The 25,492-nt window shown below is 71.7% G+C and carries 18 protein-coding genes; 4 read left to right on the top strand and 14 right to left on the bottom strand.

Going from position 1 to position 25,492, the window contains the following annotated elements; all coding sequences use genetic code 11:
• Positions 1 to 33: 33 nt before the first annotated feature.
• From AB0F04_RS17480 to epsC, 3 genes are read right to left on the bottom strand one after another with little or no spacing between them, the layout of a single operon-like run.
• The gene (locus AB0F04_RS17480; protein WP_362042421.1) at positions 34 to 501 is read right to left on the bottom strand and encodes a cupin domain-containing protein; all 468 of its coding nucleotides are present in this window, start codon (positions 499 to 501) and stop codon (positions 34 to 36) included.
• The gene (locus AB0F04_RS17475) at positions 498 to 1,475 is read right to left on the bottom strand and encodes a cysteine synthase family protein (RefSeq protein WP_362042419.1); all 978 of its coding nucleotides are present in this window, start codon (positions 1,473 to 1,475) and stop codon (positions 498 to 500) included. Before AB0F04_RS17475 ends, AB0F04_RS17480 begins: the two co-directional genes overlap by 4 nt.
• Positions 1,476 to 1,532: 57 nt before the next feature.
• On the bottom strand, positions 1,533 to 2,102 hold the full coding sequence (gene epsC, locus AB0F04_RS17470) for a serine O-acetyltransferase EpsC (protein WP_362042815.1): 570 nt from the start codon (positions 2,100 to 2,102) through the stop codon (positions 1,533 to 1,535).
• A gap of 641 nt (positions 2,103 to 2,743) precedes the next feature.
• Between epsC and AB0F04_RS17465 the strand changes: the two genes are divergently transcribed.
• On the top strand, positions 2,744 to 3,940 hold the full coding sequence (locus AB0F04_RS17465) for a hypothetical protein (protein ID WP_362042417.1): 1,197 nt from the start codon (positions 2,744 to 2,746) through the stop codon (positions 3,938 to 3,940).
• Between the two features lie 234 nt (positions 3,941 to 4,174).
• Positions 4,175 to 4,552, top strand: a complete 378-nt coding sequence (locus AB0F04_RS17460) for a hypothetical protein (RefSeq protein ID WP_362042415.1) — start codon at positions 4,175 to 4,177, stop codon at positions 4,550 to 4,552.
• A gap of 97 nt (positions 4,553 to 4,649) precedes the next feature.
• Here the strand turns inward: AB0F04_RS17460 and AB0F04_RS17455 are convergent, their stop codons facing one another.
• The 4 genes from AB0F04_RS17455 to AB0F04_RS17440 form a co-directional block, all read right to left on the bottom strand.
• Positions 4,650 to 7,673 (bottom strand): BTAD domain-containing putative transcriptional regulator, encoded by a 3,024-nt coding sequence (locus AB0F04_RS17455; RefSeq protein WP_362042413.1) that lies wholly within the window; start codon positions 7,671 to 7,673, stop codon positions 4,650 to 4,652.
• Positions 7,674 to 8,220: 547 nt separating this feature from the next.
• Positions 8,221 to 8,472: a 4-oxalocrotonate tautomerase family protein gene (locus AB0F04_RS17450; RefSeq protein WP_362042411.1), complete on the bottom strand. Its 252-nt coding sequence runs from the start codon at positions 8,470 to 8,472 to the stop codon at positions 8,221 to 8,223.
• 396 nt (positions 8,473 to 8,868) lie between these two features.
• Entirely contained in the window at positions 8,869 to 10,398 is a 1,530-nt protein-coding gene (locus tag AB0F04_RS17445; RefSeq protein ID WP_362042409.1) for a UDP-N-acetylglucosamine 1-carboxyvinyltransferase, read from the bottom strand.
• An 84-nt stretch (positions 10,399 to 10,482) separates the two neighbouring features.
• Complete coding sequence (locus AB0F04_RS17440; RefSeq protein ID WP_362042407.1) at positions 10,483 to 10,683, bottom strand: DUF4236 domain-containing protein; 201 nt, start codon at positions 10,681 to 10,683, stop codon at positions 10,483 to 10,485.
• A gap of 284 nt (positions 10,684 to 10,967) precedes the next feature.
• Here AB0F04_RS17440 and AB0F04_RS17435 point away from each other — a divergent pair, with 284 nt between their 5' ends.
• Positions 10,968 to 13,760 carry an aconitate hydratase gene (locus tag AB0F04_RS17435; protein ID WP_362042405.1) on the top strand — a complete coding sequence of 931 codons (2,793 nt, stop codon included), beginning with the start codon at positions 10,968 to 10,970 and terminating at the stop codon, positions 13,758 to 13,760.
• A gap of 89 nt (positions 13,761 to 13,849) precedes the next feature.
• Here AB0F04_RS17435 and AB0F04_RS17430 read toward each other — a convergent pair whose 3' ends face one another.
• The 7 genes from AB0F04_RS17430 to AB0F04_RS17400 form a co-directional block, all read right to left on the bottom strand.
• Positions 13,850 to 15,205: a sugar ABC transporter substrate-binding protein gene (locus AB0F04_RS17430; RefSeq protein WP_362042403.1), complete on the bottom strand. Its 1,356-nt coding sequence runs from the start codon at positions 15,203 to 15,205 to the stop codon at positions 13,850 to 13,852.
• 104 nt (positions 15,206 to 15,309) lie between these two features.
• Positions 15,310 to 16,608: a sugar ABC transporter permease gene (locus tag AB0F04_RS17425; protein ID WP_362042401.1), complete on the bottom strand. Its 1,299-nt coding sequence runs from the start codon at positions 16,606 to 16,608 to the stop codon at positions 15,310 to 15,312.
• On the bottom strand, positions 16,605 to 17,384 hold the full coding sequence (locus AB0F04_RS17420; RefSeq protein WP_362042399.1) for an ATP-binding cassette domain-containing protein: 780 nt from the start codon (positions 17,382 to 17,384) through the stop codon (positions 16,605 to 16,607). Before AB0F04_RS17420 ends, AB0F04_RS17425 begins: the two co-directional genes overlap by 4 nt.
• A 14-nt stretch (positions 17,385 to 17,398) precedes the next feature.
• Positions 17,399 to 18,481 carry a substrate-binding domain-containing protein gene (locus tag AB0F04_RS17415; RefSeq protein ID WP_362042397.1) on the bottom strand — a complete coding sequence of 361 codons (1,083 nt, stop codon included), beginning with the start codon at positions 18,479 to 18,481 and terminating at the stop codon, positions 17,399 to 17,401.
• Entirely contained in the window at positions 18,481 to 20,892 is a 2,412-nt protein-coding gene (locus tag AB0F04_RS17410; protein ID WP_362042814.1) for a SpoIIE family protein phosphatase, read from the bottom strand. Before AB0F04_RS17410 ends, AB0F04_RS17415 begins: the two co-directional genes overlap by 1 nt.
• A gap of 773 nt (positions 20,893 to 21,665) precedes the next feature.
• Positions 21,666 to 23,354 (bottom strand): murein biosynthesis integral membrane protein MurJ, encoded by a 1,689-nt coding sequence (gene murJ / locus AB0F04_RS17405; RefSeq protein ID WP_362042395.1) that lies wholly within the window; start codon positions 23,352 to 23,354, stop codon positions 21,666 to 21,668.
• A gap of 126 nt (positions 23,355 to 23,480) precedes the next feature.
• Positions 23,481 to 24,539 carry a lytic polysaccharide monooxygenase gene (locus AB0F04_RS17400; RefSeq protein ID WP_362042393.1) on the bottom strand — a complete coding sequence of 353 codons (1,059 nt, stop codon included), beginning with the start codon at positions 24,537 to 24,539 and terminating at the stop codon, positions 23,481 to 23,483.
• Positions 24,540 to 24,919: 380 nt separating this feature from the next.
• Here AB0F04_RS17400 and AB0F04_RS17395 point away from each other — a divergent pair, with 380 nt between their 5' ends.
• A complete protein-coding gene (locus tag AB0F04_RS17395; protein ID WP_362042392.1) occupies positions 24,920 to 25,330 on the top strand; it encodes an MmpS family transport accessory protein in 411 nt (136 codons plus the stop codon).
• Positions 25,331 to 25,492: the final 162 nt, after the last annotated feature.

Raw genomic sequence — 25,492 nt, 5'->3', positions numbered from 1 at the left:
GGGCGAGCCCGTGTGGATCAGGGGGTCCGGGGATCAGGGCTCGTCGATCTCGAACTGGTCGTACTTCTCCATGAGGGCCACCAGTTCGGCCCGGGTCGGGGTGTTGCCGTCGGCCAGGAGCTCGGCCAGGCCCGTGAAGTACTCTTCGCGGTTCTCCGCGGGCGTGAAGATGATCAGCATCTCCGCCGGGGCGTCGCTGTCGTTGCGGAAGCCGTGCACGGCGTTCTCAGGCACGTGCAGGAAGTCTCCGGTGTGGGCCGTGCGCCAGCCGGTTCCGTCGTGGAGGGTGACCTCGCCGGAGATGACGTAGAACGACTCCGAGATGCGGGTGTGGTAGTGCGGGGCCGCGCCTGCGGCGCCCGGGAGCATGTGGTGGTGGAACAGGCCGAGCCGGCCGTCGGTGGTGTCGGCGAGCGCGATGAACCGCGTGGTCGTCGTCTCTCCGATGCGGACCTTGACGGCCTCGCCGAACGTCCGCAGGGTCGAGTGCAGCAGGGTCATGACGCGCCGTCCCACATGCTCAGGTAGCGCTCGCCGGTGTCCGGCAGGACGGTGACGACGGTCCGGTCCCGGTACTCGGGGCGGGCGGCCACCTGGCGTGCCGCGTGGACGGCCGCGCCGGCCGAGACGCCGACGAACAGGCCCTGGCCGGAGGCGAGTCGGCGGGCCGTGTGCAGGGCGTCCTCGTCGGAGACGGCGACGACCTCGTCGATCAGGGAGACGTCGGTGGTCGGGGCGACGAAGCCTCCGTTGAGCCCGGGGATGCGGTGGCGGCCGGCCTGACCGCGCGAGAGGATCGGTGATCCCTCCGGCTCGACCGCGACGACCCGCAACGACGCGTCGTGGTCCCGCAGATGGCGTGCTATGCCGGTGAGGGTCCCCCCGGTGCCCACCGCGCACACGAGGGTGGCGGCGCGGCGCCCGGTGGCTTCCAGGGCCGCTGTGATTTCGGGACCCGTGGTGGCGTAGTGCGCCTCGACGTTGTCCTGGTTCTCGTGCTGGCAGGGGAACCAGGAGCCGTCGGTGGCCGCGTGGATCTCCTCGGCCTTCTCGATGGCTCCCGGATACCCCAGGTCGGCGGGGGTCTGCACCACCTCGGCGCCCAGCGCCGTCAGCAGACGCACCCGCTCGGTGGTGGCGTTGTCGGGCAGCACGATGACGCAGCGGTAGCCGCGTGCGGCCGCCAGCGCGGCCAGCGAGATGCCGGTGTTGCCGGAGGTGGCTTCGACGATCGTGCCGCCCGGGACCAGGTCGCCCCGACCCTCGGCCGCCTTGAGCATGTACAGCGCTGCCCGGTCCTTGCTGCTGGACATGGGGTTGGCCGCCTCCAGCTTGGCCAGTACCTCGGCGCCCGGTGCGAGACCGTCGAGTCGCAGCCGGACCAGTGGGGTGGCGCCCACCAGGTCGTCGATGCCGTCGGCGACGGCCGGCCGGGTCGGCAGGGGGCGGGTCGTACGCGGTGAAAGGGTGCGCATGGCCTGATTCCTCGTCGTGAGCGGTGCTGGTGGGTGGGGGATGCCGGGCGGGGCGGGCTACCAGGAGCCTGCCGAGGCGATGCTCGCCATGACGTCGTCGGCCCGGCGGCCCGGCGGGAGCCCGGAAGCGGTCGCCGCCAGCATCCGCATCCCCTCGGGTACGTCCTTGTTGACCAGCGCCTGGGCGCCGATGACCGCGTCGTCGCCGACGGTCACGGGGCCCAGCACGGTGGCGTTGGTGCCGAGGACGACGTTGCGGCCCACCACCGGGTGCCGGCGTGCCCCCTCCGGCCTGCGGTTGTCGCTCCACCAGCCGACCGCGCCGAGCGTCACCTGGTGGTAGATGGTCACGTCGTCACCGATCGTGCAGGTCTCGCCGATGACGACGGCGGCCCCGTGGTCGATGAACACACGGCGGCCCAGTACCGCTCCCGGGTGGATCTCCACGGCGGTGAGCCGCCGGGCCCAGCGGGACAGCACGCGGGCCGGGAGCCGTCGGCCGGCGGCGTGCAGGCGGTGCGCGACCCGGTGCGTCCACAGGGCGGTGAGCGCTGGGTGCAGCGCCGCTTCCAGACAGCTGCGGACGGAGGGATCACGCTCGACGACGACGTCCAGGTCTTCGCGCATCAGGCGAAGCAGACCGATACGGGTGGCGTCGGGCGGGGTGGCGGTCGGTGTCGCCGGGCGCGCGCCGGCCCCCGTGGACGGCCTGAAGGGCAGGACAGAGGCGGACTCCTTGGAAGTGTCGTTCATGGCTGCTCCAGTCGGCGGGGAGGTGGCAGCCGGCGGACGAGGCCGTCCTGCGGGAAGGAGAGCCTGACGGTCGCCGGCGTGGTGCGGTTCGAAGAGAGCCTCGCGGAGCCCGTTCCCGTTCCCTTCCCCCACGGTTCCCCGGCCATCGATGGGGGCCGGGAGCCCGTTCCCCGGTGCCGGGAACGCGTGGGGAGGAATTCGGGAACGGCCGGCAGGACGATTCCGGCGAGCACCGGTCCGACGCGCGCGGGCGCGTTCCACAACAGGGTTCCGCGAGAACGCTCCGCGCGAGCGGACCCGCGGGGCTCAACCCGCGGTTCCGCTCGCCGGAACGAGTCCGTAGGACCGCGTCCGCAGGAGCGCGCTCGCGGAAGCGAATCCGCGGGAGCGATCCGGTGACACACGAGCGACATCCACAGCACCTAGGCATCGACAACCGCCCGGGCCACGTGGGCCAGGCCGGCAGCGCGCCGCATACCGGACCCCGCCCACCGCCGACAACACGAGGAGCCCCCATGAGCGAGACAGACCAGCGGCCCCAAGAGCTCCCTTCTCCGGACAGTGCTCCGCACCGGCTGCTGCTGGTATGTCCCTCGCCACGGCTGGCGCACGAGGCCGTCGCGGCGGGATTCGCCGTACGGGTACTCGCCGATGCCCGCCGGCCCCCTGGAGGCATCCTGTCCGAGGCGCCGGTGGAGCTCGTCGACTTCACGGACGCCGCCGCCCTGACCGAGGCGATCGAAACGTCGGCGCGGACGCACCGTACGGAGCGACTGCTGGCCTTCGCGGGCTCGGCCGAGCTGCCCGCCGTCGCGGAGACCGCGACCCGGCTGGGGTTGTGCCCCAACCCCGCTGACGCGGCACGCCTGTTGGGCGAGCGGGCGGCGATGCGCGCCCTGCTCAACGGCAGCCGGCACTCGTACGTGGCGGCCGCCCGGGTCCGCACCGCGCAGGAACTGCCGGCCGCCGTCGAGCAGATCGGCACCGCCGTCACCGTGCGCCCGTTGCCGCCCCTCTCCCAGGGCTCCGCCCTCCGTCCGAGGGGAACGGTCGGTGAGCACTCCTATCTGGTGGAGGAGCATTTGGTGGGGCCCGAGTTCGGCGTCGTCACACTCACGGTCGACGGCATGCACCGGGTGGTGGGCATCGCGGCGCTGGGCGGTGCCTGGTGTCCGGGGAGCAGCTGTCTGTTCCCGGCGCCCCTCGGGGAACGGGAAGAGGCGGAGGCGCGGGCGATCACGACGGAACTCCTCGACCTCGCCGGGTACGAGTTCGGCTTCGCCTACACCGTGGTCGTGCTGACGGCGGACGGGCCGCGCGTGGTGCGTTCCCAGGCGCGGTATCCGGACGAACCGCTGCCCTCACTGATCGAGCTCGCCACGGGCTTCCGCGCGGAGGCGGAACTCTTCCAGGCGCTGGCCGGGAAACCCGTGCAGCCGCCCACGGCCCACCGGTGCGCGGCCGCGGCCTCCTACCGGTTGCCGGCAGGACGGCTGCTGTCGGTGTCGGGGCTGGAAGCGGTCTCCGAGCTGCCCGGCGTGCACAAGGTCCACTTCCCCTACGCATCGGGAGACGACATCCCCCGCCCCGGGCACGGAGCGGAGGGCTACGTGACGCTGACCGCGGAGTCGGCTCAGGACGCCGCGCGGACCGTCGCCGCGGCGGGTCGGCTGCTGCGCGCCGAGGTGAGCCGCCGACCGGAGACCATCTGAGACCGGAGCCCATCCGGCGGCTCACACGCCCCTGCGTGCCGCCAACCGCCCGTACGGACCGCAGGTGTCCGTACGGGCGGTTGGCGTGGGCGGGACGCGGTGGAGCGGATCGGGTTCCCGAGCGATTCCCTTCCGCTCCCGGCCGGCCGGTAACGGAAGCGGAACAGCGCGGGAGCGCTCGGCGCGACCTTCTTCCTGTCAGCACCGCAGACGCGACGACAGAAGGCAGACATCATGAGCAGCAAGGTCATCGGGACGACGACGGGCTTCCTCGCTTCCTCTGTGCTCGCCCTGGCGATGGGAGTCGGTCTCGCTTCCGGGACGGCCACCGCGGCTCCCACTCTGGACGAGGGCCCGAACCGCATCTCGAGCCTCACGCTCGTCTCCGACGAGGGCCCCAACGCCGTCACCGCCGGGACGTACGGTGATGAAGGCCCGAACATCGTGGCTGCTGGGACGTATGGCGATGAGGGACCGAACATCGTGGCTGCTGGGACGTACGGTGATGAAGGCCCGAACATCGTGGCTGCTGGGACGTACGGCGATGAGGGCCCGAACGCCGTCACCGCCGGGACGTACGGTGATGAAGGCCCGAACTTCGCCACTGTCTGACCGTAAGGAGAGCCCTGCTCCCTCGTCGGGGCTCCCGATGCCCGCCGTCGCTCACGGCGGGCATCGACACGACGGAGCAACGGCGGCGGGACGGGGGTCAGCGGCGGTACCGGCCGGGGATCCCCATGGCCCGGAAGGCGGCGTCCGCGGCCGCGCCCTGCTCGGCGGCCCCCTCGGCGTCATCCAGTGCGGCCAGGGCGCCCGCCATGCCGTCCAGGGCGTAGGCCTCCTCCACATGGTGGCCCAGCCGGGCCGCGGAGCCGTGGGCCTGCCGGTGCAGGCTCAGGGCCCGCTGGTGGTCGCCGTTGCGATGGAAGGAGCGTCCGGCGATGTTCCAGACCATGGCCTCGCGCACCGGAGCGTCCTCCAGGCCCTTGGTGGCGAGGGCCTCCTCCGCCCACTGCAGGGCCCGTTCCCGCCGGCCGAGCCGGCCCTCGGCCTCCGCGGAGAGGATCAGCTGCAGCGCCCGTTCGGCCGGAGGGAGAACCCCGGGAGCCCGCTCGCGGGCCTCTGCCAGCGTCGCGGCCGCTGCCGCGACCTCCCCCATCGCCAACTGGATCTGCGCGAGGTCGCTCAGCCCCACCAGCTCCTTCTCCACCGCGCCGATGTTGCGGGCGAGTTCCACGGAACGGGTCGCCGCCCGCACCGCCTCCTCGAAATCGCCCCGCTCCATGTGGACGCCGCTGATGTTCGACAGCGACTCCGCCTCCGCGCGCTCGGCCCCCAGTTCGCGCTTGAGGGCGATCGACCTCTCCAGCCGGAGCAGCGCCTCGTCGAAGCGGCCCGTGGTGGCGAGCAGCAGGCCGAGGATGCCGGTGTCCTTGGCCTGACCGCGCCGGTCGCCGAGGTCGACGGCCAGCCCGTGGGCCTCCACCGCGGCGGTGACGCCGTCCTCGAACTGTCCACGCTTCCAGCAGGCCACCGCCAGGTTGGACAGGCTCAGCCGCAGCAGCACGGGCTCGTCCAGCCGGCGGGCCGCGGCGACGGCGGTGCGGCACAGCCCGAGGAACTCGTCGAGCCGGCCCCGCAGGTCCAGGTGGAACACGACGTTCGCCGCGAGCAGGGCGACCTCGCGGTCGAGACCTCGCCGGAAGGCGAGGGCGATCGCCGCGAGGAGGCTGTCCTGTTCACGTTCGAACCAGTCGCGGGCGTCCTGCGGCCCCGACAGCGGCGCGAGCCCCGGCCGGAACGACGACTCCGGGCGCGCCATCCGCACCCGGCCCGGGAAGATCAGGTCACAGGCGGCGTCCGAGGCCGCGAGGGAGAACTCCAGCAGCCGCCGCACCGCGCCCGCCGCCTCGTCGCTGAACTCACCGGTGCCGCCGGAGTTCCGGGCCCTCGACAGCATGTGGGCGAAGCTGCGCACGAGGTCGTGGAAGGCGTAACGGCCCGGCTCGTGCTGCTGGACGAGGTGCATGTCGAGGAGGTACTCGAGGACCTCCTCCGACTCTCTGACGTCCGTGTCCAGGAGGGCTGCCGCCGTGTAGACGTCGAGGTCGGTGCCGGGGTACTGGCCCAGATGCCGGAACGCCTTGCGGTACCCCGCGCCCAGTCCCTCGTAGGAGAGCCGCAGCGTCACTTCCACGCTGCGTTCTCCGGCGCTGAGTTCGGCGAGGCGCTGGGTGTCGTCGCGGAGCCGGTCGACGAGGTAGCGCACGGTCCAGCGGGGGCGTTTGCGCAGCCGGGCCGCAGCGATGCGCAGGGCCAGCGGCAAGTGGCCGCTGAGGTCGGCCAGTTCAGCGACGGCCTCCGCCTCGGCCTGCGCCCGCCGCTCCCCGATCACGCTGACGATCAGGGCGACGCTGTCCGGTGGTGCCATGGTGCCCAGGGAGACGGAGTGCGCCGCGTCGAGGTCCACGAGCAGGGCGCGGCTGGTGACCAGGACGACCGTGCCGGTCGGCGAGGCCAGCAGCGGTTTCACCTGTCCCTCGTCGACTACGTTGTCAAGGAGGAGGATCATCCTGTGCCGGGTCATGGTCGAGCGCCATAACGCGATACGGCTCTCCGCGTCGTCGGGAATACGTTCACTCGGCACGCCGAGCATGCGCAGCAGCACCTCGGCGGCGGCGGCCGGGGTGAGGGGTTCCTCTCCCGGGGTGTAGCCGCGCAGGTCGAGGTGGAGCTGGGCGTCCGGGTACCGGTCGGCGAGGCGGTGCGCGGCGCGTACCGCGAGGGAGGTCTTGCCGCTGCCGCCCATACCGTCGATGGCGACGATGAGCGGTCCGGGGCCGGTGGCGCCTTCGACGAAGCCGATGAGCTTGTTCAGTTCCTCCTCACGGCCGGTGAAGTCCTGCAGGTCGTACGGCAGGGTGGAGCGGCTGTCCGTCACCACCGGCGGGACGGCAGGGAGCTCGGCGGGAGCGGCCAGCGCCGGGTCGTTGCACAGGATGGCCTGGTGCAGGTCGCGCAGGGCGTCGCCGGGGTCTATGCCGAGTTCCTCGTCGAGTACGGCGCGGATCGCGCTGTACTCGGCGAGTGCCTCGGCCTGGCGGCCCGAGCGGTACAGGGCGAGCATGAGCTGACCCCGTAACGTTTCCCTCAGGGGGCTGCTGCCCATGGCCTCGCGGATCTCGGCGACCAGTTCGGCGCCTTCTCCGGCTTCCAGCCTGAGGTCGAAGAGCTGCTCGACGGCGGTGATGCGCCGTTCCTCCAGCGCGGCGGAGGCCGCGTCGACGACCGCGCCACCGTTGCCGGACAGTACCGGTCCCCGCCACAACGCGATGGCCTCGCGCAGGAGCGCGGCGGCGTCCGCGGACTGGCCGGCGGCCTGGCGTTCGCGGGCCCCGCGCAGCGCCTCGGTGAACCGCAGCAGGTCGAGCTGTTCGGGTGTGACGGCGGCGCGGTATCCGGGTCCGTCGGTGACGATCAGGTCCCGCCCGCCGGGGATGCGCTGACGCAGTTCGGCGACGGCCTTCCGTACCTGGTGGGCAGCGGTCGCGGGAGCGTCCTCGTCCCAGACGGACTCGACGAGGCGGTGCACCGGCAGGACGCGTTGGGGTTCGAGGAGCAGTGTCACCAGGACGCGTTCGTTGACCGGACCGCCGAGGGGCACACGCTCGTCCGCGTCCCAACATTCGACGGAGCCGAGGATACGGAAGCCTATCGGCGGGGGCTGAGGCATTGACACCTGTCCTCTCTCCGGTTCCGGGGCGGCAGCTCCGAAAACCGGGAGCCTGCATGAGACGACCGCACGGCGGACCGGCCGCGGCCGTCTTCATCTTCACCTCATACAGGGAACGGCATCGGGGCGGCCGTGAGCAACACTCACATTCTGGCAGCACGGATGTGTACGGACCGTTGCGGTGTGGCGTGTCTTCATAGGGTGCCGGACGGGAAGCGATGCCCGACATCGGACATGGTCTCGCGGCGGAGACGAAGCTGTCGTTCCTCACACAAGGAGGTCGGGTGTGCGCGTGGCCGATGGCACGTGTGAGGGGCGTCGGCGAGCCGCGCGCCGGCCCGCCAGGGCGCCGACGTGCGTGCCCGCGCCGTGGGGATCACGCCCCGGAGCACGGCGTTGTCGTCCCGCTCCGCGGCGGACCCGGCCGGGCTTGCGGGTGCGGCCCCGGGCCCCCGGAAGGAGGCACCGCGCCGCGCGGTGCCCAGTCCGCGGACGCGGGTGGACCGGTCGTGCGGCGGGGCGCCGACCGTGTCCCACCGCGGTCCTGTCAACGGCTGTCCGGGGCCCCGGAGCCGGCCTGCGCGAGCGGCTTCGCCACGACCGCCGGCGTCTCCTGCGGTTCGTCGGCGAGGGTTCCGCCGCGGCCCCAGTGATCCTGCTCCACATCCCGCACGAGGACCGTCACAGCCTCCCTCGGGCATCCCGCGATTCGCGCCAGAGTCGAGGTCAACTCGCTCACGAGATCGGCTCGTTTCTGTCGGTCGTTGCCTTTCCACCAGTCCACGGTCACCACCGGCACGGCACTGTCTCCTCACATGGTGTACTCCTGCGGTGGCCCGCGTCGCGGGCCAGGAACGCCTCGACTGTCCCGGAGTCCGTTCCCGTTCCGTTCCCGGCGCGGCATCACGCAAGGCGATCAACCGGAACTACTTCAACTCCGCGTCTGGAAGCCCGCCTTGGCCGAGGCCGGGGCGGTCGCCTCGCTGGAAGAGAGCGCTCCGGACGGATCCCCGTGTCTGTGAGCCCTCCCGCGGTGCGCGCGGCAGCGCCGCCATCGACGCGGTCTTCGCACAGCCCGACGGCCGGCAGGAGCCCGGTCCCGGCCCGAAGTCCCAGAGAAGTCCCAGAGGTGCCACCGCACCCCCTTCAGGCCTGCGTCAGCGCAGGACAGACAGGGTGCGGCGGTATACGTCGCTCAGATGTCCCGGAACGTCTCGATCTGCGCCCCGACCGAGTTCAGCCGCTCCGCGAGGTCCTCGTAACCCCGGTTGATGACGTACACGTTGCGCAGCACCGACGTGCCCTCGGCCGCCATCATCGCCAGCAGGACGACCACGGCGGGGCGCAGGGCCGGCGGGCACATCATCTCGGCGGCGCGCCAGCGGGTCGGGCCCTCGACCAGGACGCGGTGGGGGTCCAGGAGCTGGAGCCTGCCGCCGAGGCGGTTCAGGTCGGTCAGGTAGATCGCCCGGTTGTCGTAGACCCAGTCGTGGATGAGGGTCTTGCCCTGGGCGACGGCCGCGATGGCCGCGAAGAACGGGACGTTGTCGATGTTCAGGCCGGGGAACGGCATGGGGTGGATCTTGTCGATCGGCGCCTCCAGCTTGGAGGGCCGGACGGTGAGGTCCACCAGCCGGGTGCGGCCGTTGTCGGCGAAGTACTCGGGCGTGCGGTCGTGGTCGAGGCCCATCTCCTCCAGGACCGCGAGCTCGATCTCCAGGAACTCGATGGGCACGCGGCGGACCGTCAGCTGCGACTCCGTCACCACGGCCGCGGCCACCAGGCTCATCGCCTCGACCGGGTCCTCGGAGGGGGAGTAGTCGACGTCGACGTCGATGGTGGGCACGCCGTGCACGGTGAGCGTGGTCGTGCCGATGCCGTCGACCTTGACGCCGAGGGCCTCCAGGAAGAAGCAGAGGTCCTGGACCATGTAGTTGGAGGAGGCGTTGCGGATGACGGTGATGCCGTCGTGCCGGGCGGCCGCGAGCAGGGCGTTCTCGGTGACCGTGTCGCCGCGTTCGGTCAGGACGATCGGGCGGTCCGGACTGACCGCGCGGTCCACCCGGGCGTGGTACTGGCCCTCGGTGGCGGCGATGTCCAGACCGAAGCGGCGCAGTGCGATCATGTGCGGCTCGATCGTGCGGGTGCCGAGGTCGCAGCCGCCGGCGTAGGGCAGCTTGAAGGCGTCCACGCGGTGCAGCAGCGGGCCGAGGAACATGATGATGGAGCGGGTGCGGCGGGCCGCGTCCGCGTCGATCGCCGCCAGGTTCAGCTCGGCCGGCGGCACGATCTCCAGGTCGACACCGTCGTTGATCCACCGGGTGCGCACGCCGATGGAGCTCAGCACCTCGAGGAGGCGGTACACCTCCTCGATCCGGGCGACGCGGCGCAGCACCGTGCGCCCCTCGTTGAGCAGTGAGGCGCACAGCAGTGCCACGCACGCGTTCTTGCTCGTCTTCACGTCGATGGCGCCGGACAGCCGGCGTCCACCGACCACCCGCAGATGCATCGGACCGGCGTAGCCGAGTGACACGATCTCACTGTCGAGGGCCTCCCCGATGCGCGCGATCATCTCAAGGCTGATGTTCTGGTTGCCGCGCTCGATCCGGTTGACGGCGCTCTGGCTGGTTCCCAGCGCCTCGGCCAGTTGTGACTGTGTCCAGCCACGGTGCTGCCGAGCGTCACGGATGAGCTTGCCGATGCGTACGAGATAGTCGTCTGCCATGAGGCTGAGGTTATCTCAGATATGAGATGCGCCCCGACCGGGGGGTCCGAACGGGTGACGGGATGTCAACCCCGCCCGGCGCGCTCAGTGTCGACGCGACCTCGTGGTGCGCCGCCATCCGAAGGGTCCGGGCAGATCCATCGAGGTCGTGCGGCGTCCTGTGCTGCTGCGGGTGTAACGGGGGCCGTTCTTTCCGCCGCCGGTGGTGATCGACCAGGAGCGCTTGTTGATGTTCAGTCGCACCCCCGGAAGGATCCGGAAACTCTTGCGGAACGTGAGCGGCATGCCTGTCTCCTCTCCGTCATGCGTGGATACCCGGTCCGTCGTGTGCGGACCTCGTTCGCATACCCGGGAAAAGGGCGCGCATGACCGCGCGAGGGGCGCCGGGGCATGACCATCCGGCGCTCGTGTACTAGAGTTATCTCGACATCGAGATATCTGCCGAGAGAGCACCGCAAGCCGCCACCCTCGGTAAGGCATACCTAACTTAGCCTTACCTTAGCGGATCGGCCGAGATGCCGTGGCGGCAGGATCGTGGTGGTACGCGCACATCAATGAAGGAGACTGTCGTGTCGGCGAACAGCTTCGACGCCCGCAGCACGCTGCAGGTGGGCGACGAGTCGTACGAGATCTTCCGGCTGGACAAGGTGGAGGGCTCGGCCCGCCTTCCCTACAGCCTCAAGGTCCTGCTGGAGAACCTGCTCCGCACCGAGGACGGCGCGAACATCACCGCCGACCACATCCGTGCCCTCGGCGGATGGGACTCGCAGGCCCAGCCCAGCCAGGAGATCCAGTTCACGCCGGCCCGCGTGATCATGCAGGACTTCACCGGCGTTCCCTGTGTCGTGGACCTCGCGACCATGCGTGAGGCCGTCAAGGAGCTGGGCGGCGACCCGGCGAAGATCAACCCGCTGGCGCCGGCCGAGCTGGTCATCGACCACTCCGTCATCGCCGACAAGTTCGGCACCAACGACGCCTTCAAGCAGAACGTCGACCTGGAGTACGGCCGCAACAAGGAGCGCTACCAGTTCCTGCGCTGGGGCCAGACCGCCTTCGACGAGTTCAAGGTCGTCCCGCCGGGCACCGGCATCGTCCACCAGGTGAACATCGAGCACCTGGCCCGTGTCGTCATGGTCCGCGAGGGCAAGGCCTACCCGGACACCCTGGTCGGCACCGACTCGCACACCACCATGGTCAACGGCCTCGGCGTCCTCGGCTGGGGCGTCGGCGGCATCGAGGCCGAGGCCGCCATGCTCGGCCAGCCGGTCTCCATGCTCATCCCGCGCGTCGTCGGCTTCAAGCTCACCGGTGAGCTGCAGCCGGGCACCACCGCCACGGACCTCGTGCTGACCATCACCGAGATGCTGCGCAAGCACGGCGTCGTCGGCAAGTTCGTCGAGTTCTACGGCGAGGGCGTCGCCGCCACCTCGCTGGCCAACCGCGCCACCATCGGCAACATGTCGCCGGAGTTCGGCTCCACCGCCGCGATCTTCCCGATCGACGACGAGACCATCAACTACATGCGGCTCACCGGCCGCAGCGAGCAGCAGCTCGCCCTGGTCGAGGCGTACGCCAAGGAGCAGGGCCTCTGGCTCGACCCGGCCGCCGAGCCCGACTTCTCCGAGAAGCTCGAACTCGACCTGTCGACCGTCGTGCCGTCCATCGCCGGCCCGAAGCGCCCGCAGGACCGCATCGTCCTCGCCGAGGCCGCCCAGCAGTTCGCCAAGGACGTCCTCAACTACGTCGAGGCGCCCGCCGCTCAGCAGACCGCGGCCTCCCCGGTCGACGAGGCCAGCGCCGAGTCCTTCCCGGCCTCCGACGCCCCGGCCTACGGCAGCCAGGAGAACGGCGCCGGCGCGCCGCAGCACGCCGACGGCACCGGTGCCGCCGTTCCGTCCAACCCGGTCACCGTGACCGCCCCCGACGGCACGTCGTACGAGATCGACCACGGGGCGGTGACGGTCGCGGCCATCACCTCCTGCACCAACACCTCCAACCCGTACGTCATGGTCGCCGCCGCGCTGGTGGCCAAGAAGGCGGTGGAGAAGGGCCTGACCCGCAAGCCGTGGGTCAAGACCACCCTCGCCCCGGGCTCCAAGGTCGTCACCGACTACTTCGAGAAGGCGGGCCTGACCCCCTACCTCGACAAGGTCGGCTTCAACCTCGTCGGCTACGGCTGCACCACCTGCATCGGCAACTCCGGCCCGCTGCCGGAGGAGGTCTCCAAGGCCGTCAACGACCACGACCTCGCGGTCACCTCGGTCCTCTCCGGCAACCGGAACTTCGAGGGCCGGATCAACCCCGACGTCAAGATGAACTACCTGGCCTCCCCGCCGCTGGTCGTGGCCTACGCGCTCGCCGGCTCCATGAAGGTCGACATCACCCGGGACGCCCTGGGCGCCGACCAGGACGGCAACCCGGTCTTCCTGAAGGACATCTGGCCCTCCGAGGCCGAGGTGAACGACGTCGTCGCCAACGCCATCGGCGAGGACATGTTCTCCAAGTCCTACAGCGACGTCTTCGCGGGCGACGCCCAGTGGCAGGCGCTGCCGATCCCGACCGGCAACACCTTCGAGTGGGACGCCGAGTCCACCTACGTGCGCAAGCCCCCGTACTTCGAGGGCATGGCCCACGAGCCGGCCCCGGTGGAGAACATCTCCGGTGCCCGGGTGCTCGCCAAGCTGGGCGACTCGGTCACCACCGACCACATCTCCCCGGCCGGCGCCATCAAGGCCGACACCCCGGCCGGCCAGTACCTCACGGAGCACGGCGTCGAGCGCCGCGACTTCAACAGCTACGGCTCGCGCCGCGGCAACCACGAGGTCATGATCCGCGGCACGTTCGCCAACATCCGCCTGCGCAACCAGATCGCGCCGGGCACCGAGGGCGGCTACACCCGCGACTTCACCCAGGACGGCGGCCCCGTCTCCTTCATCTACGACGCCTCGCGCAACTACATCGAGCAGGGCATCCCGCTCGTCGTGCTCGCGGGCAAGGAGTACGGTTCCGGCTCGTCCCGTGACTGGGCCGCCAAGGGCACCGCGCTCCTGGGCGTCAAGGCCGTCATCGCCGAGTCCTACGAGCGCATCCACCGCTCGAACCTCATCGGCATGGGCGTCCTGCCGCTGCAGTTCCCGGAGGGCCAGACCGCCGCGTCCCTCGGTCTCACCGGTGAGGAGACCTTCGACTTCACCGGCGTCGAGGAGCTCAACAACGGCACCACCCCGCGCACGGTGAAGGTCACCACCGACACCGGCGTCGAGTTCGACGCGGTCGTCCGCATCGACACCCCCGGCGAGGCGGACTACTACCGCAACGGCGGCATCATGCAGTACGTGCTGCGCAGCCTGATCCGCAAGTAAGCGGACCGCTACGGCAGTTCGAGGGCCGCGTCCCCGGGTGACCGGGGGCGCGGCCCGCGCCGTTCGCCGGATCCACCGCGCAAGCCGCTTCACTCGCCGCGGTACTTCGCCGCCGCGGCCTGCGCGAGGTCCTGCGCCTTGTCGAGGGCCGCGTCCACGGACTGCCGGCCGGCGATGGCGGCCGCGATCTGCTCGGAGACCGCCGTGCCCAGCACGGCGAACTCGGGGATGCCGAGGAAGCCGATGCCCGTGTACGGGCGGGGGCCCACGCCCGGGTCCTTCGGGTCGGCGGAGTCCGTCGCCGCCGTGTACTCCTGCCGGTACCAGGCACCGGCCGCCTGCTGGTACTCGGGCTTCTCGTACAGCGACTTGCGGTTCCCCGCGGGGGCCGCGGTCCAGCCCATCTCCCGGCCGACCAGTTCCTGGAACTGCTTGGAGGAGGCCCAGGAGATGAACTCCCAGGCGGCGTCCTTGTGCTCGGACGCCTGCTGGATGCCCCAGGCCCAGGTCCACACCCAGCCGGCCTTGTCGGTCTTCTCGTGCGGGGCCGGGACGTAGCCCACCTTGCCCTTGACCGGGGAGCTGTCGGCCTCGATCGACGAGGCCAGCGACGTGGCGTCGTACATCATGGCGCACTCGCCCTCGACGAAACTGTCCAGGATCTCCAGTACGCCCATCCGCTCGGGGTCGGGCTGGCCGTGGGAGCGGAGCAGGCCGACGTAGAACGCGACGGCCTCCTTGAACTCGGGCGAGGTCAGCCGGGCGTTCCAGTCCATGTCGTACCAGGCGCCGCCGAAGGTGTTGACGACCGTGTTGATCGGGGCGAGGTTCTGGCCCCAGCCGGGCAGGCCGCGCAGGCAGATGCCGCTCGCGCCGTCGGTTCCGTCGACCCGGGCGGCGAGGTCGGCGACCTGCTTCCAGGTCGGGTTCGCCGGCATGGTCAGCCCGTCCTTGCGGAACAGGTCCTTGCGGTACATCAGGAAGGAGCCCTCGCCGTAGAACGGCTCGGCGTAGAGCTTGCCGTCCTCGCCGGTCAGCGAGGACACCAGGTTCTCGAAGACGTCGTCCTGGTCGAAGTCCTCGTCGGCCCTCACATAGGCATCGAGCGGGGCGAGCCAGCCGTTGTCCGCGTAGATCGGGACCTCGTACGCGCTCACGCTCGCCACGTCGTAGGTGCCGGCCTGGGTCGCGAACTCGCGGTTCATCTTCTCCCGGGCCTCGTTCTCCGGGAGCACCGTGTAATCGACGGTGATGCCGGTCTCCGCCGTGAAATGCCTCTTGGTGAGCTTCTTCAGGGTCTGGATCTGCGGCACGTCCGTCGCGAGCACGCTGAGGTCGGCCCGCTCCTCCTCGCCGGGCAGATCGGTGTCCCCGCATCCGGCGAGAGCCAGACCGGCCGCGACCGCGACGGCCACGGCCGCCCGGGCGAGGCGGCTGCGTTTCATGACACCTCCGCCCCTACCCACCTTTACCCTTTCTTAGGCATTACGTGGGAAAAGGGAGGAAAGGTTAGTAAAGGTCAGGAAAGGTCGGCTTGCGCGGGCCGCGGTCACGGTCGGCCTCCTCGCGCCTGAGCGCGTCTGGACAGCGCGTCGGCCGCCACGGCGGCCAGCAGCACCCCACCGGTGATCATGAACTGCACCGCGTCCTGGACCCCCAGCAGCCCCATCCCCGAGGCGATCGACTGGATCACCACCACACCCAGCAGCACCGACCAGGGCGAGCCCCGCCCGCCGAACAGACTGGTCCCGCCGATGACGGCCGCCGCGATGGCGTTGATCAGCAGCATCCCCGAACCGGCGGCCCGGGCCGTCGTGGGACTCGCCGAGGTCAGTCCCGACGCCACGAACAGCCCGCCGAACGCGGCCAGCGTCCCCGACACCATGAACATCGCGACCCGCACCCGCTCCACCCCGATACCGGCCCGCCGCGCCGCCTCGACCCCGCCGCCGAGCGCGTACACCCGCCGCCCGTAGCGGGTACGGCGCAACAGGTAGTCCGAGACGACCAGGACCACCAGGAAGATCAGCAGCGCCAGCGGCAGCCCCTGGAACCGGTTGAGGGTGTGGGCACCGGCGAAGGCGACCACCGCGAGGAGACCGGTGCGCATCCCGATGTCGCCCTCCGTCCGGTAGGGCATCCCGGCCGCCCGGTGGCGGCTGCGCCGGCGGTGGGCGGCCAGGAAGTACCCGGCCGTGCCGAGCGCGGCGACCGCGTACGCCACCAGGTCGTTGCCGAAGTGCCGGCTGGTCAGGGAGGCGACCAGGCCCTCCTCGTCGATGTTGATGGTGCCGCTCGCCCCCAGCAGGTAGAGCGTCAGGCCGTTCCAGATCAGCAGTCCGGCCAGCGTCACCACGAACGCGGGGACGCCGAGCCAGGCGTGGAAGAACCCGTGGAAGGCACCCACGGCCGTCCCCGCGGCCACCGCCACGACCACGGCCAGCCACTCCGGCACCCCGTGGTTCACGTTCAGCACGGCGAACGCCGCCCCCGCCAGGCCGCTGACCGAACCGACCGACAGATCGATCTCCCGGATCAGCAGCACGAAAACGATCCCGACGGCCACCAGCCCGGTCCCGACGATGTCCACGCTGAGGTTGGACAGGTTGCGCGGCGAGAGGAACTTGTCGTCCAGACCCTGGAACACGATCCAGATCACGAGCAGCCCGGCCAGGACCAGCAGCGGCCCCCGCTCCCCGCCCCGCACGCTGCCGCGGACCTCCAGCGCGTACTGGCGCACACCGTCCCGCCACCCGCGGGCGGCGGCCTGTTCGCGATCGGTGGTGACCGGCCCGGCGCTGCCCGCCCCGGCCGGTCCGCCGTCCGGGTGCGGCCCGCCGCGGCTCACGGCCACGCCCCTTCGTCGCCCTTGGTTCGATGGGCCACGGCGTTGTCAGCCGCCCCCGTGACGGAGGAGATGATCTGCTCCTGGGTCACGGTGCTCACGTCGAACAGACCGTTGTTGCGGCCCAGCCGCAGCACCGCGACCCGGTCCGCGACGGCCTTGATGTCGCCCATGTTGTGACTGATGAGGATGATCGCCATACCGCGGTCGCGGACCTCCTCGATCAGGTCGAGCAGATGACTGGTCTGCTCCACGCCGAGGGCGGCGGTGGGCTCGTCGAGCAGCAGCACCTTGGGGGCGCCCATCAGCGAGCGGGAGATCGCGACGGCCTGCCGCTGCCCGGCCGACAGCGTGGCGACCGGCACCCGCACGTCGGGGATGCGGATCGACAGCGCGCGCATCAGGTCACGGGCGCGGCGCTCCATCTCCACCTCGTCGAGGACGCCCACCCGGTCGATCTCACGGCCGAGGAAGAGGTTGCCGACGACGTCCAGGTTGTCGCACATGGCGAGGTCCTGGTAGACGGTCGCGATGCCGAGGGCGTGAGCGTCGTGCGGGCGCTTGATCTGCACGAGGCGCCCCTCCCACTCGATGACCCCCCGGTCGGCCGGGCTGACCCCGGAGATCACCTTGACCAGCGTGGACTTGCCCGCTCCGTTGTCGCCCGCCAGGGCCACCACCTCACCGGCCCGGACCTGCAGGTCGACGTCCACCAGCGCCTGCACGCCGCCGAACCGTTTGGTGATGCCACGCAGGGCCAGGACGGGGGGATGGGCCACGGGGACCACCTCGCTCACCGGGTGAGCCCGGCGCGGACACAGGCCGAGCGGTCTTTCGGGGTGCAGATCTGGTCGAGTGTGTAGACACCGTTGCGGACGAGCGTCCGGCCGATCGTCTCGCGCGTCACGGCGGTCGGCGTGAGCAGGATCGCCGGGACGTCCTCGGTCGTGGGACTGTCCACCTTCGTCGTGACCAGCGAGTCGACGTCGTTGCCGCGCGCCAGGGCGACGGCCATCGCGGCCGCCGCCTCGGCCTCCTGCCGGAACGGTTTGTAGACGGTCATGTACTGCTCGCCCTTGACGATGCGCTGCACGGCGTCGAGGTCGGCGTCCTGCCCGGTGACCGGGGGCAGCGGCGCGACACGGGCGCTCTTGAGGGCCGAGATGACACCGGCCGCGATGGAGTCGTTGGCCGCGAGCACCCCGTCGATCGCGCTCGGGCCGAGCGCGCTGATCGCGGCGGACATGTGGTCGTGCGCGTTCTCCGTACGCCATCCCACGGTGTCGTACGACTTCAGGATCCGCACCTCGTCCTTCAGAACGGCCCGCGCCCCGCCCTCGTACCAGGCGGCGTTGGGGCTGGAGGGGTCGCCGTTCACCATGACGACACCGCCACCGTCGGCCCTGGCGCCCATGCCCTTCAGAAGCTCCTGGCCCTGGAGCCTGCCGACCTCGGCGCCGTCGAAACTGACGAAACCCGAGATCGGGCCCTCGGCGAGGCGGTCGTAGGCGACGACCGGGATGCCCTCGCGCTGCGCCGCGTGCACCGAGGAGCGCAGGGCCTTGGGGTCGACGACGTCCAGGAGCAGGGCCGAGACGCCCCGGGTGACCATGGAGGTCATCTGCTGCCGCTGGCTGGCCGCGTCGTTCTCGGCGTTGGCGTACACGACCCTGCACCCGGAGCACAGCTCCCCGACCCGCTTCTCGATCAGGGGCCGGTCCCACTTCTCCCAGCGGGGCACGGCCCGGCTCGGCAGCAACAGCCCGATGGTCAGCTCGCCCTCGCCCTCGCCGCCGCTGTCCGCGCACGAGCTGAGGGACACGGCCAGCAGGACCGCCAGCAGCGCGGCGGCACCGCGCAGACCCAGACCGCGCATCAGGGGCCTCCGTGGTGGGTTCCGGGGTCGCGGACGGCCCTTTCGGCGGTACGGTTCGCGGCCTGCTCCCCGGTGCCCCGCGGGCCCTGGTCACGGGCCTTGCGGCGGTCCCGGTTGCGGCCCAGGCCCCAGGTCCGGTCGCGGCCCAGGCCCCAGCCGCGGCCAGGCCTGCGCTCCTCCTCCGGCTCGCTCTCCGGCTCCTCGTCGGGCTCCTCACCGGGCTCGCTCTCCCGGCGCGTGACGACGATCTCGCTCCATACCTGCTTGCCGCCGCCCACCGGCACCGAACCCCAGGCCGCCGACATGGCCTCGACCAGGAAGAGCCCGCGCCCGCCCGTCGACTCCCAGTCCACGACCACCGGTTTGGCCGGCGCCCGGGGTGAGGAGTCGTTCACGGTCACCCGCAGCCGGTCCGCCGCCAGGGTCAGCTCCACCCGGACCGCGCCCTGCGTGTGCACCAGCGCGTTGGTGACCAGCTCCGACACCACCAGCAGGACGGTGTCGGCCTCGGCGGCGATGCCCCACGAACGCAGCGTGCGCGCGGTGAACCGGCGGGCGTGCATCACCGCGTCCGGCAGCCGCCACACCACCCAGCCCGCACGCACCGGCCGTATTCGCATCCCGTCGTAGCGCAGCAGCAGCACCGCCACGTCGTCCTCACGCCGCCCGGCCTCGCCGAGCAGTTCGTCGGCCATCCGCCCCGGGTCGGTGGGATCGGCCGCGGCGAGCGCCTGGCGCACGAGCCGCATCCCCTCGTCCACCTGCAGGTCCGCCGATTCGACCAGACCGTCCGTCACCAGCGCGAGCACCGATCCCGGCGCGAGTGCGAGGGCCGTCAGCGGGAACTCCGCCTCCGCGAGGACACCCAGCGGGAGTCCGCCCTCGACCGCGATCTCCTCGGTGCCGCCGTCGGGGTGCCGCGCCAGTGGGGCCAGGTGCCCGGCCCGGACGAACAGGGCGTTGCCCTCCTCCATGTCCAGCTCGACGTAGCAGCAGGTGGCGAACAGGTCGGTCTCCATGCCGACGAGCAGCCGGTTGGCGTGGGCGACGACCACGTCGGGAGGATGACCCTCCACGGCGTAGGCGCGGACCGCCGTACGCATCTGGCCCATGATCGTCGCGGCCCCGGCACTGTGTCCCTGCACATCCCCGATCACCAGGGCCACCTTGCTCTCCGACAGCGCGATCACGTCGTACCAGTCGCCGCCCACCTGGAGACCGCGCCGGGCGGGCAGATAGCGGGCCACGGCCGTGCCCCCGGGCAGCTTGGGGAGCCGGCGCGGCAGCAGACTGCGCTGGAGCATCGTCGCGAGCTCCTGCTCGGCGTCGTAGGCGTGCGCGCGCTTGAGGGCCTGCCCGACCAGGCCGGCGGTGGCGGTCAGCAGAGCCCGCTCCTCGGGGGCGAACTCGTGCGGGGTGTCCCAGCCGACCAGGCACACCCCGGCCACCCCGCTCCTGGCCGGCAGCGGCAGCACCGCGAGCCCGCCGGGGCCGACCCCGGCGAGCCCCGGTTCGAGGGCGGACCCCGCCGGCCACAGGCTCATCCGCCCGTCCCGCAGTGCCGCCTGGAGCGTGGGCAGGGCGGACACCGGTGCGTCGGGCCACTCCGAGCGCCACTCACGCCGCCACAGCTCCGGCCAGGCACCGGCACCCGGCGGGTCGAGCACGGTGACCGCCAGCCGGTCCTCCAGCAGTTCGGCGAGCGCCACCCGGTCGGCACCCAGCGGCTCGCGCAACGCGGCGACGACGACCCGGCTGACGTCCCGTACGGTCGTGGCGTCGTCGAGCGCTGCCGTGAGCCACTGGATCCGGGCGACGTCGCTGGCACTGCGGCGCAGCACGGGCGCCGCGCTCACCACGCCCAGCACCCGTTCGGGAGCGCCGTCGGGCCCTTTCAGCACCCGGCAGTTCAGCCGCAGCCAGCACAGTTCACCGGTGGGCCTGCGGATACGGAATTCCAGCTCACGGCGGCCCGGGGCCTGCGCGGACGGCTCGATGACCGACATCAGCGCGGGGACGTCCTCCGGCACGCTGACCGAGAGCAGGGTGTCGGTCTTGCCGTCGAAACCGCCCTCGGGGATGCCGACGAGTTCGAGCAGCGCCGGGTCCGTCTCGACCAGCCCGGTCCCGGGCGACAGGGCGAAGGACCCGACTCCCATGGCGCGCAGGGCCGAATCCAGCAGCGGTGAGGGCGCCGTCCGGTCGGCCTCGCCGCGCAGCCGCTCGGCGACGGCCTCGGCGTACTGCTCCAGGAACTCCCGCTGCTCGGAGCCGAACCCCTCCCCGGCCTCTCCCACCACGACGAGACACCCCAGCCAGCCGCCCGCGGCCCCCAGCGGCAGGGCTCCGAGCGGGGCGGAGGCGGGCACACCGTCCTCCCCTCCGGGGAGCACCACACCCGCGAGCCACACGGGCCGCCCCCGCAGATAGGCCTCGGCGACGGCCGGGCCGCCGCCTTCCGTCCCCGGGCCTGGAGGGCTGCCTCCGGGACCGGCACGGGTGGAGGGGGCGGGGGAAGGGGCGCCGGGGGCGTCGGTGTCCGGCGCCGGCCCGCTGTGACCGCTCGATGCCGGCCCGCCGGAACCGCTTCGGGCGCGATGCCCGGGTCCGACGTGCGGCGAGGCGGATCCCGCGCCAGGAGATCCCCCGGGGAGCGGGACCGCCACCCGCCCCGGCAACCGGTACCGCTGCTCCGACCCGGCGCCGACAGCCTCCACCAGCCGCAGCTCGGCCCCGTCCTCGCCGCGTACGTACACCGCCGCCAGCGTCACCCCCGCGAACGCCAGGAGCCGCGCTCGCGCGGCCGGTTCCGGAGCGGGGCGAGGCGGACCGGCGCCCCCGTCCCCCGGCGCCCGAAGACCGGGGATCGCGGCCCGGGCATCGCCGTAGTGGGGCATGTCCGCATCCACCTCCCGTCCATGCCGCAGCCACCGGCAGGTGGGAGTCCCCGGAACTCAGGCGACGACGACGCGGGCACGGGAGCGGCGGCGCGGGGTCGCGCCTCCCATGGCGGATCCACGCCGCACACGAGCGGCAGGGCACCCACACACAGAATCGCACACCTGGATAACCGAGACATATGGGGCGCCCGGCCTGGTACGTTCCGCAGGCCCGGCCGGTTCGGTCACCGGGGCCCGGGCCGCCGCTCGGCTGACGCAGCGCCGCACGACCGATCCCGCTGCCGTCACCGTCGCAGGGCGAGGCCGCGGACCTCGTCGATCCTCATCACACGGGACAGGGCGAGGTACGCGGCCGCCATCACGGCCGTTCCGGCAGCCAGGCCCAGCGCGGTGGGAAAGGTGCCGTCGCCCAGCGACGCGGCGCAGGCGCGGGCGGCCCCCCAGCCCGGCGCCGCGGCGAGGGCGGCGGCGCACACCAGTTTCGTGTACGTCCGGCGCACCTCCCCGTCGTCGAGCCGGCCGCCGAGCCTGCCGCGCAACCGCCGCGCCGTGATCACCAGCCCGGCCAGGTACGACACGGTGTAGGCGCCGGCCATGCCGGTCACCGCCCAGCGCGCGGGGAGCAGCAGGTGGCAGCAGCTGACCAGCGCGATGTTCACCGCGGCGATCCACGTCGCCATGAAGAACGGGGTGCGGGTGTCCCCGAAGGCGTAGAAGCCCCGCAGGAGGAGGTACTGCGCCGAGAACGGGATCAGCCCGAGTCCGAACGCCTGGAGCATCTGCCCGAGCGGCTGGGCGGTCGCGGCGTCGGCCGCACCGTGGGCGAACAGCAGCGCCGAGATCCGAGGGCCCAGAGCCAGGAAGAGGAACCCGGCCGGCACGACGACGACCCCGGTGACACGCAGCGCCCGCGACAGGTCGGCACGCAGCTCGGGGATCCGGCCCTCAGCGGCCGCCCTGCTCATCCGCGGCAGCAGCGCGGTCACCAGGGACACGGTCACGATCGACTGCGGCAGCATCCAGATGGTCTGCGCGTACATGTAGGCCGAGTAGCCGGCACCGGCATCCGGCAGCTCCTGGTCGGCCGCGTTGGCGAAGTTCGTCACCACGGTCAGCGCGACCTGGTTGACCAGGACGAACAGCAACGTCCACTTCGCCGCATGGACGCTCTTGCCCAGGCCCGCGCCCCGCCAGTCGAACCGCGGCCGGAACCGGAAACCCGCGGCGCGCACGAAGGGGATCAGCGCAAGGGCCTGGAGGGCGATGCCGGCCGTCGTGCCCCATCCCAGCAGCCGCACCTGTGTCGCGGTGATGTCCGCCACCCGGTCCGGGACCGTCATCAGCCCCAGGTACGCGGCGAACATGCCGATCAGCACGACGTTGTTCAGCACCGGCGTCCACATCATCGCGCCGAACCTCTCCCGGGCGTTCAGCACTTGCCCCAGGATGCCGAACAGGCCGTAGAAGAAGATCTGAGGCAGCAGGAACCGGGCGAAGACCACGGTCAGTTCGAACGCCTCGTGGCCGTCGGCGGTGTCGCGCATGTACAGGCCCACGATCTGCGGTGCGGCCCACACCGCCAGCACCGTCCCCACGGCCAGGACGCACACCACGAGCGTCACGAGCCGCTGCTCGTAGGCCCTGCCGCCGTCGGCCTCGGTGGCCCGCGCCCGGACCAGTTGCGGCACCAGCACGGCGTTGAGCGCCCCGCCGATGAACAAGGTGTACAGACTCGTCGGCACGGTATTGGCCGTGTTGTACGTGCTCGCCAGCAGTCCCGTGCCCAGTGCCGCCGCCTGAAGCACCTGCCGGACCAGCCCTGTTGCCCGGGACGCCATCGTGCCCAGTGCCATCAGCAGGGACGAGCGGGCCGCTCCGCCCCGCTTCCCCCGGCCGCCTGCCCCCGGCCGTCGCTCTCCGGCTTGCCCGCCCGTGGCCGCCGAGTCGCTCGCGGCCTTCGCCCCCTCCACCATGGCGCCAACCTACGCCGCCGGGTACCCGTTGCGGGAACCGGCCGTCCGCCCGGCCCGCCCGGAGCGTGCCGTGGCGACGGGCCCGGTCACCGTCGCCCCGGTCACCGGGCCCGCCCGTCCGGCGGTTCAGCCCACCCTGCAGGGCAGGCTGCTCGTACTGTCACCTCCCGCCCCGGAGACGACGTATCCGAACGTCGTGCTCTTGCCCGGTGCGAGGGAGCCGTTCCAGCCGGCGTTGTGGACCATCACCGCCTGGCCGTTGTAGGTCGCGTTGCCGCTCCACAGGCTGTCGACCTTCTGGCCCGCCGGGAGCCGCCAGTCGACCATCCAGCCGAGCATCGGGACCGTGCCGGTGTTGGTGACGGTCACCTCGGACTGGTGGCCGCCGTTCCAGGTGCCCGTGGTCTTGCGGGTCGCCGTGCAGGTGCCGGGCACCGGCTCGGTCGGGTTGCCCGGCTCCTTGATGCCGGTCACCTCGCCGTTGCCGCCGTCGAAGACGACGTCGGAGCAGGAGTAGAAGGTCTCCTGGCTGTCGGAGCGCTGCCAGACCATGTAGATGATGTGCCGTCCCGACTTGCCGGCGGGAAGCTTGCCCGTCCAGGAGTAGTTGGCCTCGACCGTGCCCGGGGAGCCCTTCAGCGGCGGGTGGTCGACACTCAGGAACGGCCGCTCCTCCATGTCGTTCCAGGTGAGCGTCCTGGTCGGGTCGAAGCCGTCCTTGGTGATGTAGACGTAGAACCAACCCGGGTGCGCCGCCCAGGCGTTGTACGAGAAGTCGACAGTCGCGCCCGAGGTGAGATGGGTGAGCGGCCAGTCCTTGCTGGGCGTGTTGAACCCGGTGAAGTTGGGGTTGCCGCCGCTGCACAGCTCGCCGTCCGGTACGAAGCCCCGGGTGCGGCCGGCGCCGTCCGAGCGGAGCACCGAGAACCAGTTGTAGAACGGCGTGGTGCCGCTGACCTGCTGCGCGCCTCGGCAGGCGGGATTGACCGGCTTGATCTCGCCGGTGTCCGTCAGGCCGTCCTGCCAGCACAGGAAGGTACGGCTGCCGGGCTTCATGGGGGTGCCGTGCGCCTCCGCCTCGCCGCCGGAGGTCATGACCAGGCCGATGGCCGGGACGGTCACGAGGAGGGAGAGCAGCACGAGGAAGAGGGCTCTGGCCCTGGAGGGGAGCGCCGGTCGGGGCATCGCGGATCCCCCCGGCCTGTTTGTCGCGATCATGACAGCACCATCCGTTCGTGGGGGTACGGACCTGCGGATGCGCGGGTGCGGAAGCGCGGGGTGGGGGCGGCTCGAGGGCGGGTTCCGGTCCACCGTGATGGGAGCGCTCCCACCCCGCTGTTGCGGAAGTTAGCGCCCGGCGGCACAGATGTAAACGGCTCAGGGGCAGGGGTCTGGGCCGGATGTCCCTGGCGATGTGCCGGAACGCCTCCGCCGGCGACGGCACGGGTGTGACGGCCGGACGTCACCGGCGGTCGCCCGACAGGCCCGTGGACAAGGCGAGTTGACTTTGCCTTCCCTTTGCGGTTGGCTGCGGGACTCGACCGTCATGATCCGGGGGAATCCCTTTGAAGCGCAGCCTTCGCGCCGCCGTCTGTTCCGTCGCCGTCACCGGTCTCGCGCTCGGCCTCACCGCCTGCTCCGAGGCGGTCGACCAGGTCGACAAGGCCGTCGACGAGACGTACGAGGTCACCTACGAGGTGACGGGGAAGAACATCGACTCGATCGAATTCCACGGCGGCGGGGGCAAGGCCATGGACCCGAAGATCGAGTCGGTGTCGAAGCCCGAACTGCCCTGGAAGAAGACGGTCACGCTGCGCGGCATCATGCCCGCGGCGGTCATGCCGGTCGCCGCCGACCCCGAAGGTTCCCGGATCACCTGCAAGATCATCCACAAGGGCAAGGTGATCGAGGAGCAGAGTGCCGAGGGCCTGGTGAACGCCGGCGGCTGCACCGCGGAGTCTCCGGTCGCGGGATGACCGCGGGGGAGGGGCGGGCAGGGTGACGCAGCCCCCTGACAGGGTCGCCGACAGACCGTCCGGCCTAGCGCCGCCCCGGCCCGTCAGGCCAGCACCCGCGCGCAGCCAGTCCGGTCGCCGCCGCACGTGCGCCGCGTCGCAGCCCTTGCGCCGTCCCGGCCT

It is taken from the genome of Streptomyces sp. NPDC029041 (genome assembly GCF_040637515.1).
Classification (GTDB): Bacteria; Actinomycetota; Actinomycetes; order Streptomycetales; family Streptomycetaceae; genus Streptomyces.
This window is presented reverse-complemented; position numbering and strand designations above follow the sequence as displayed.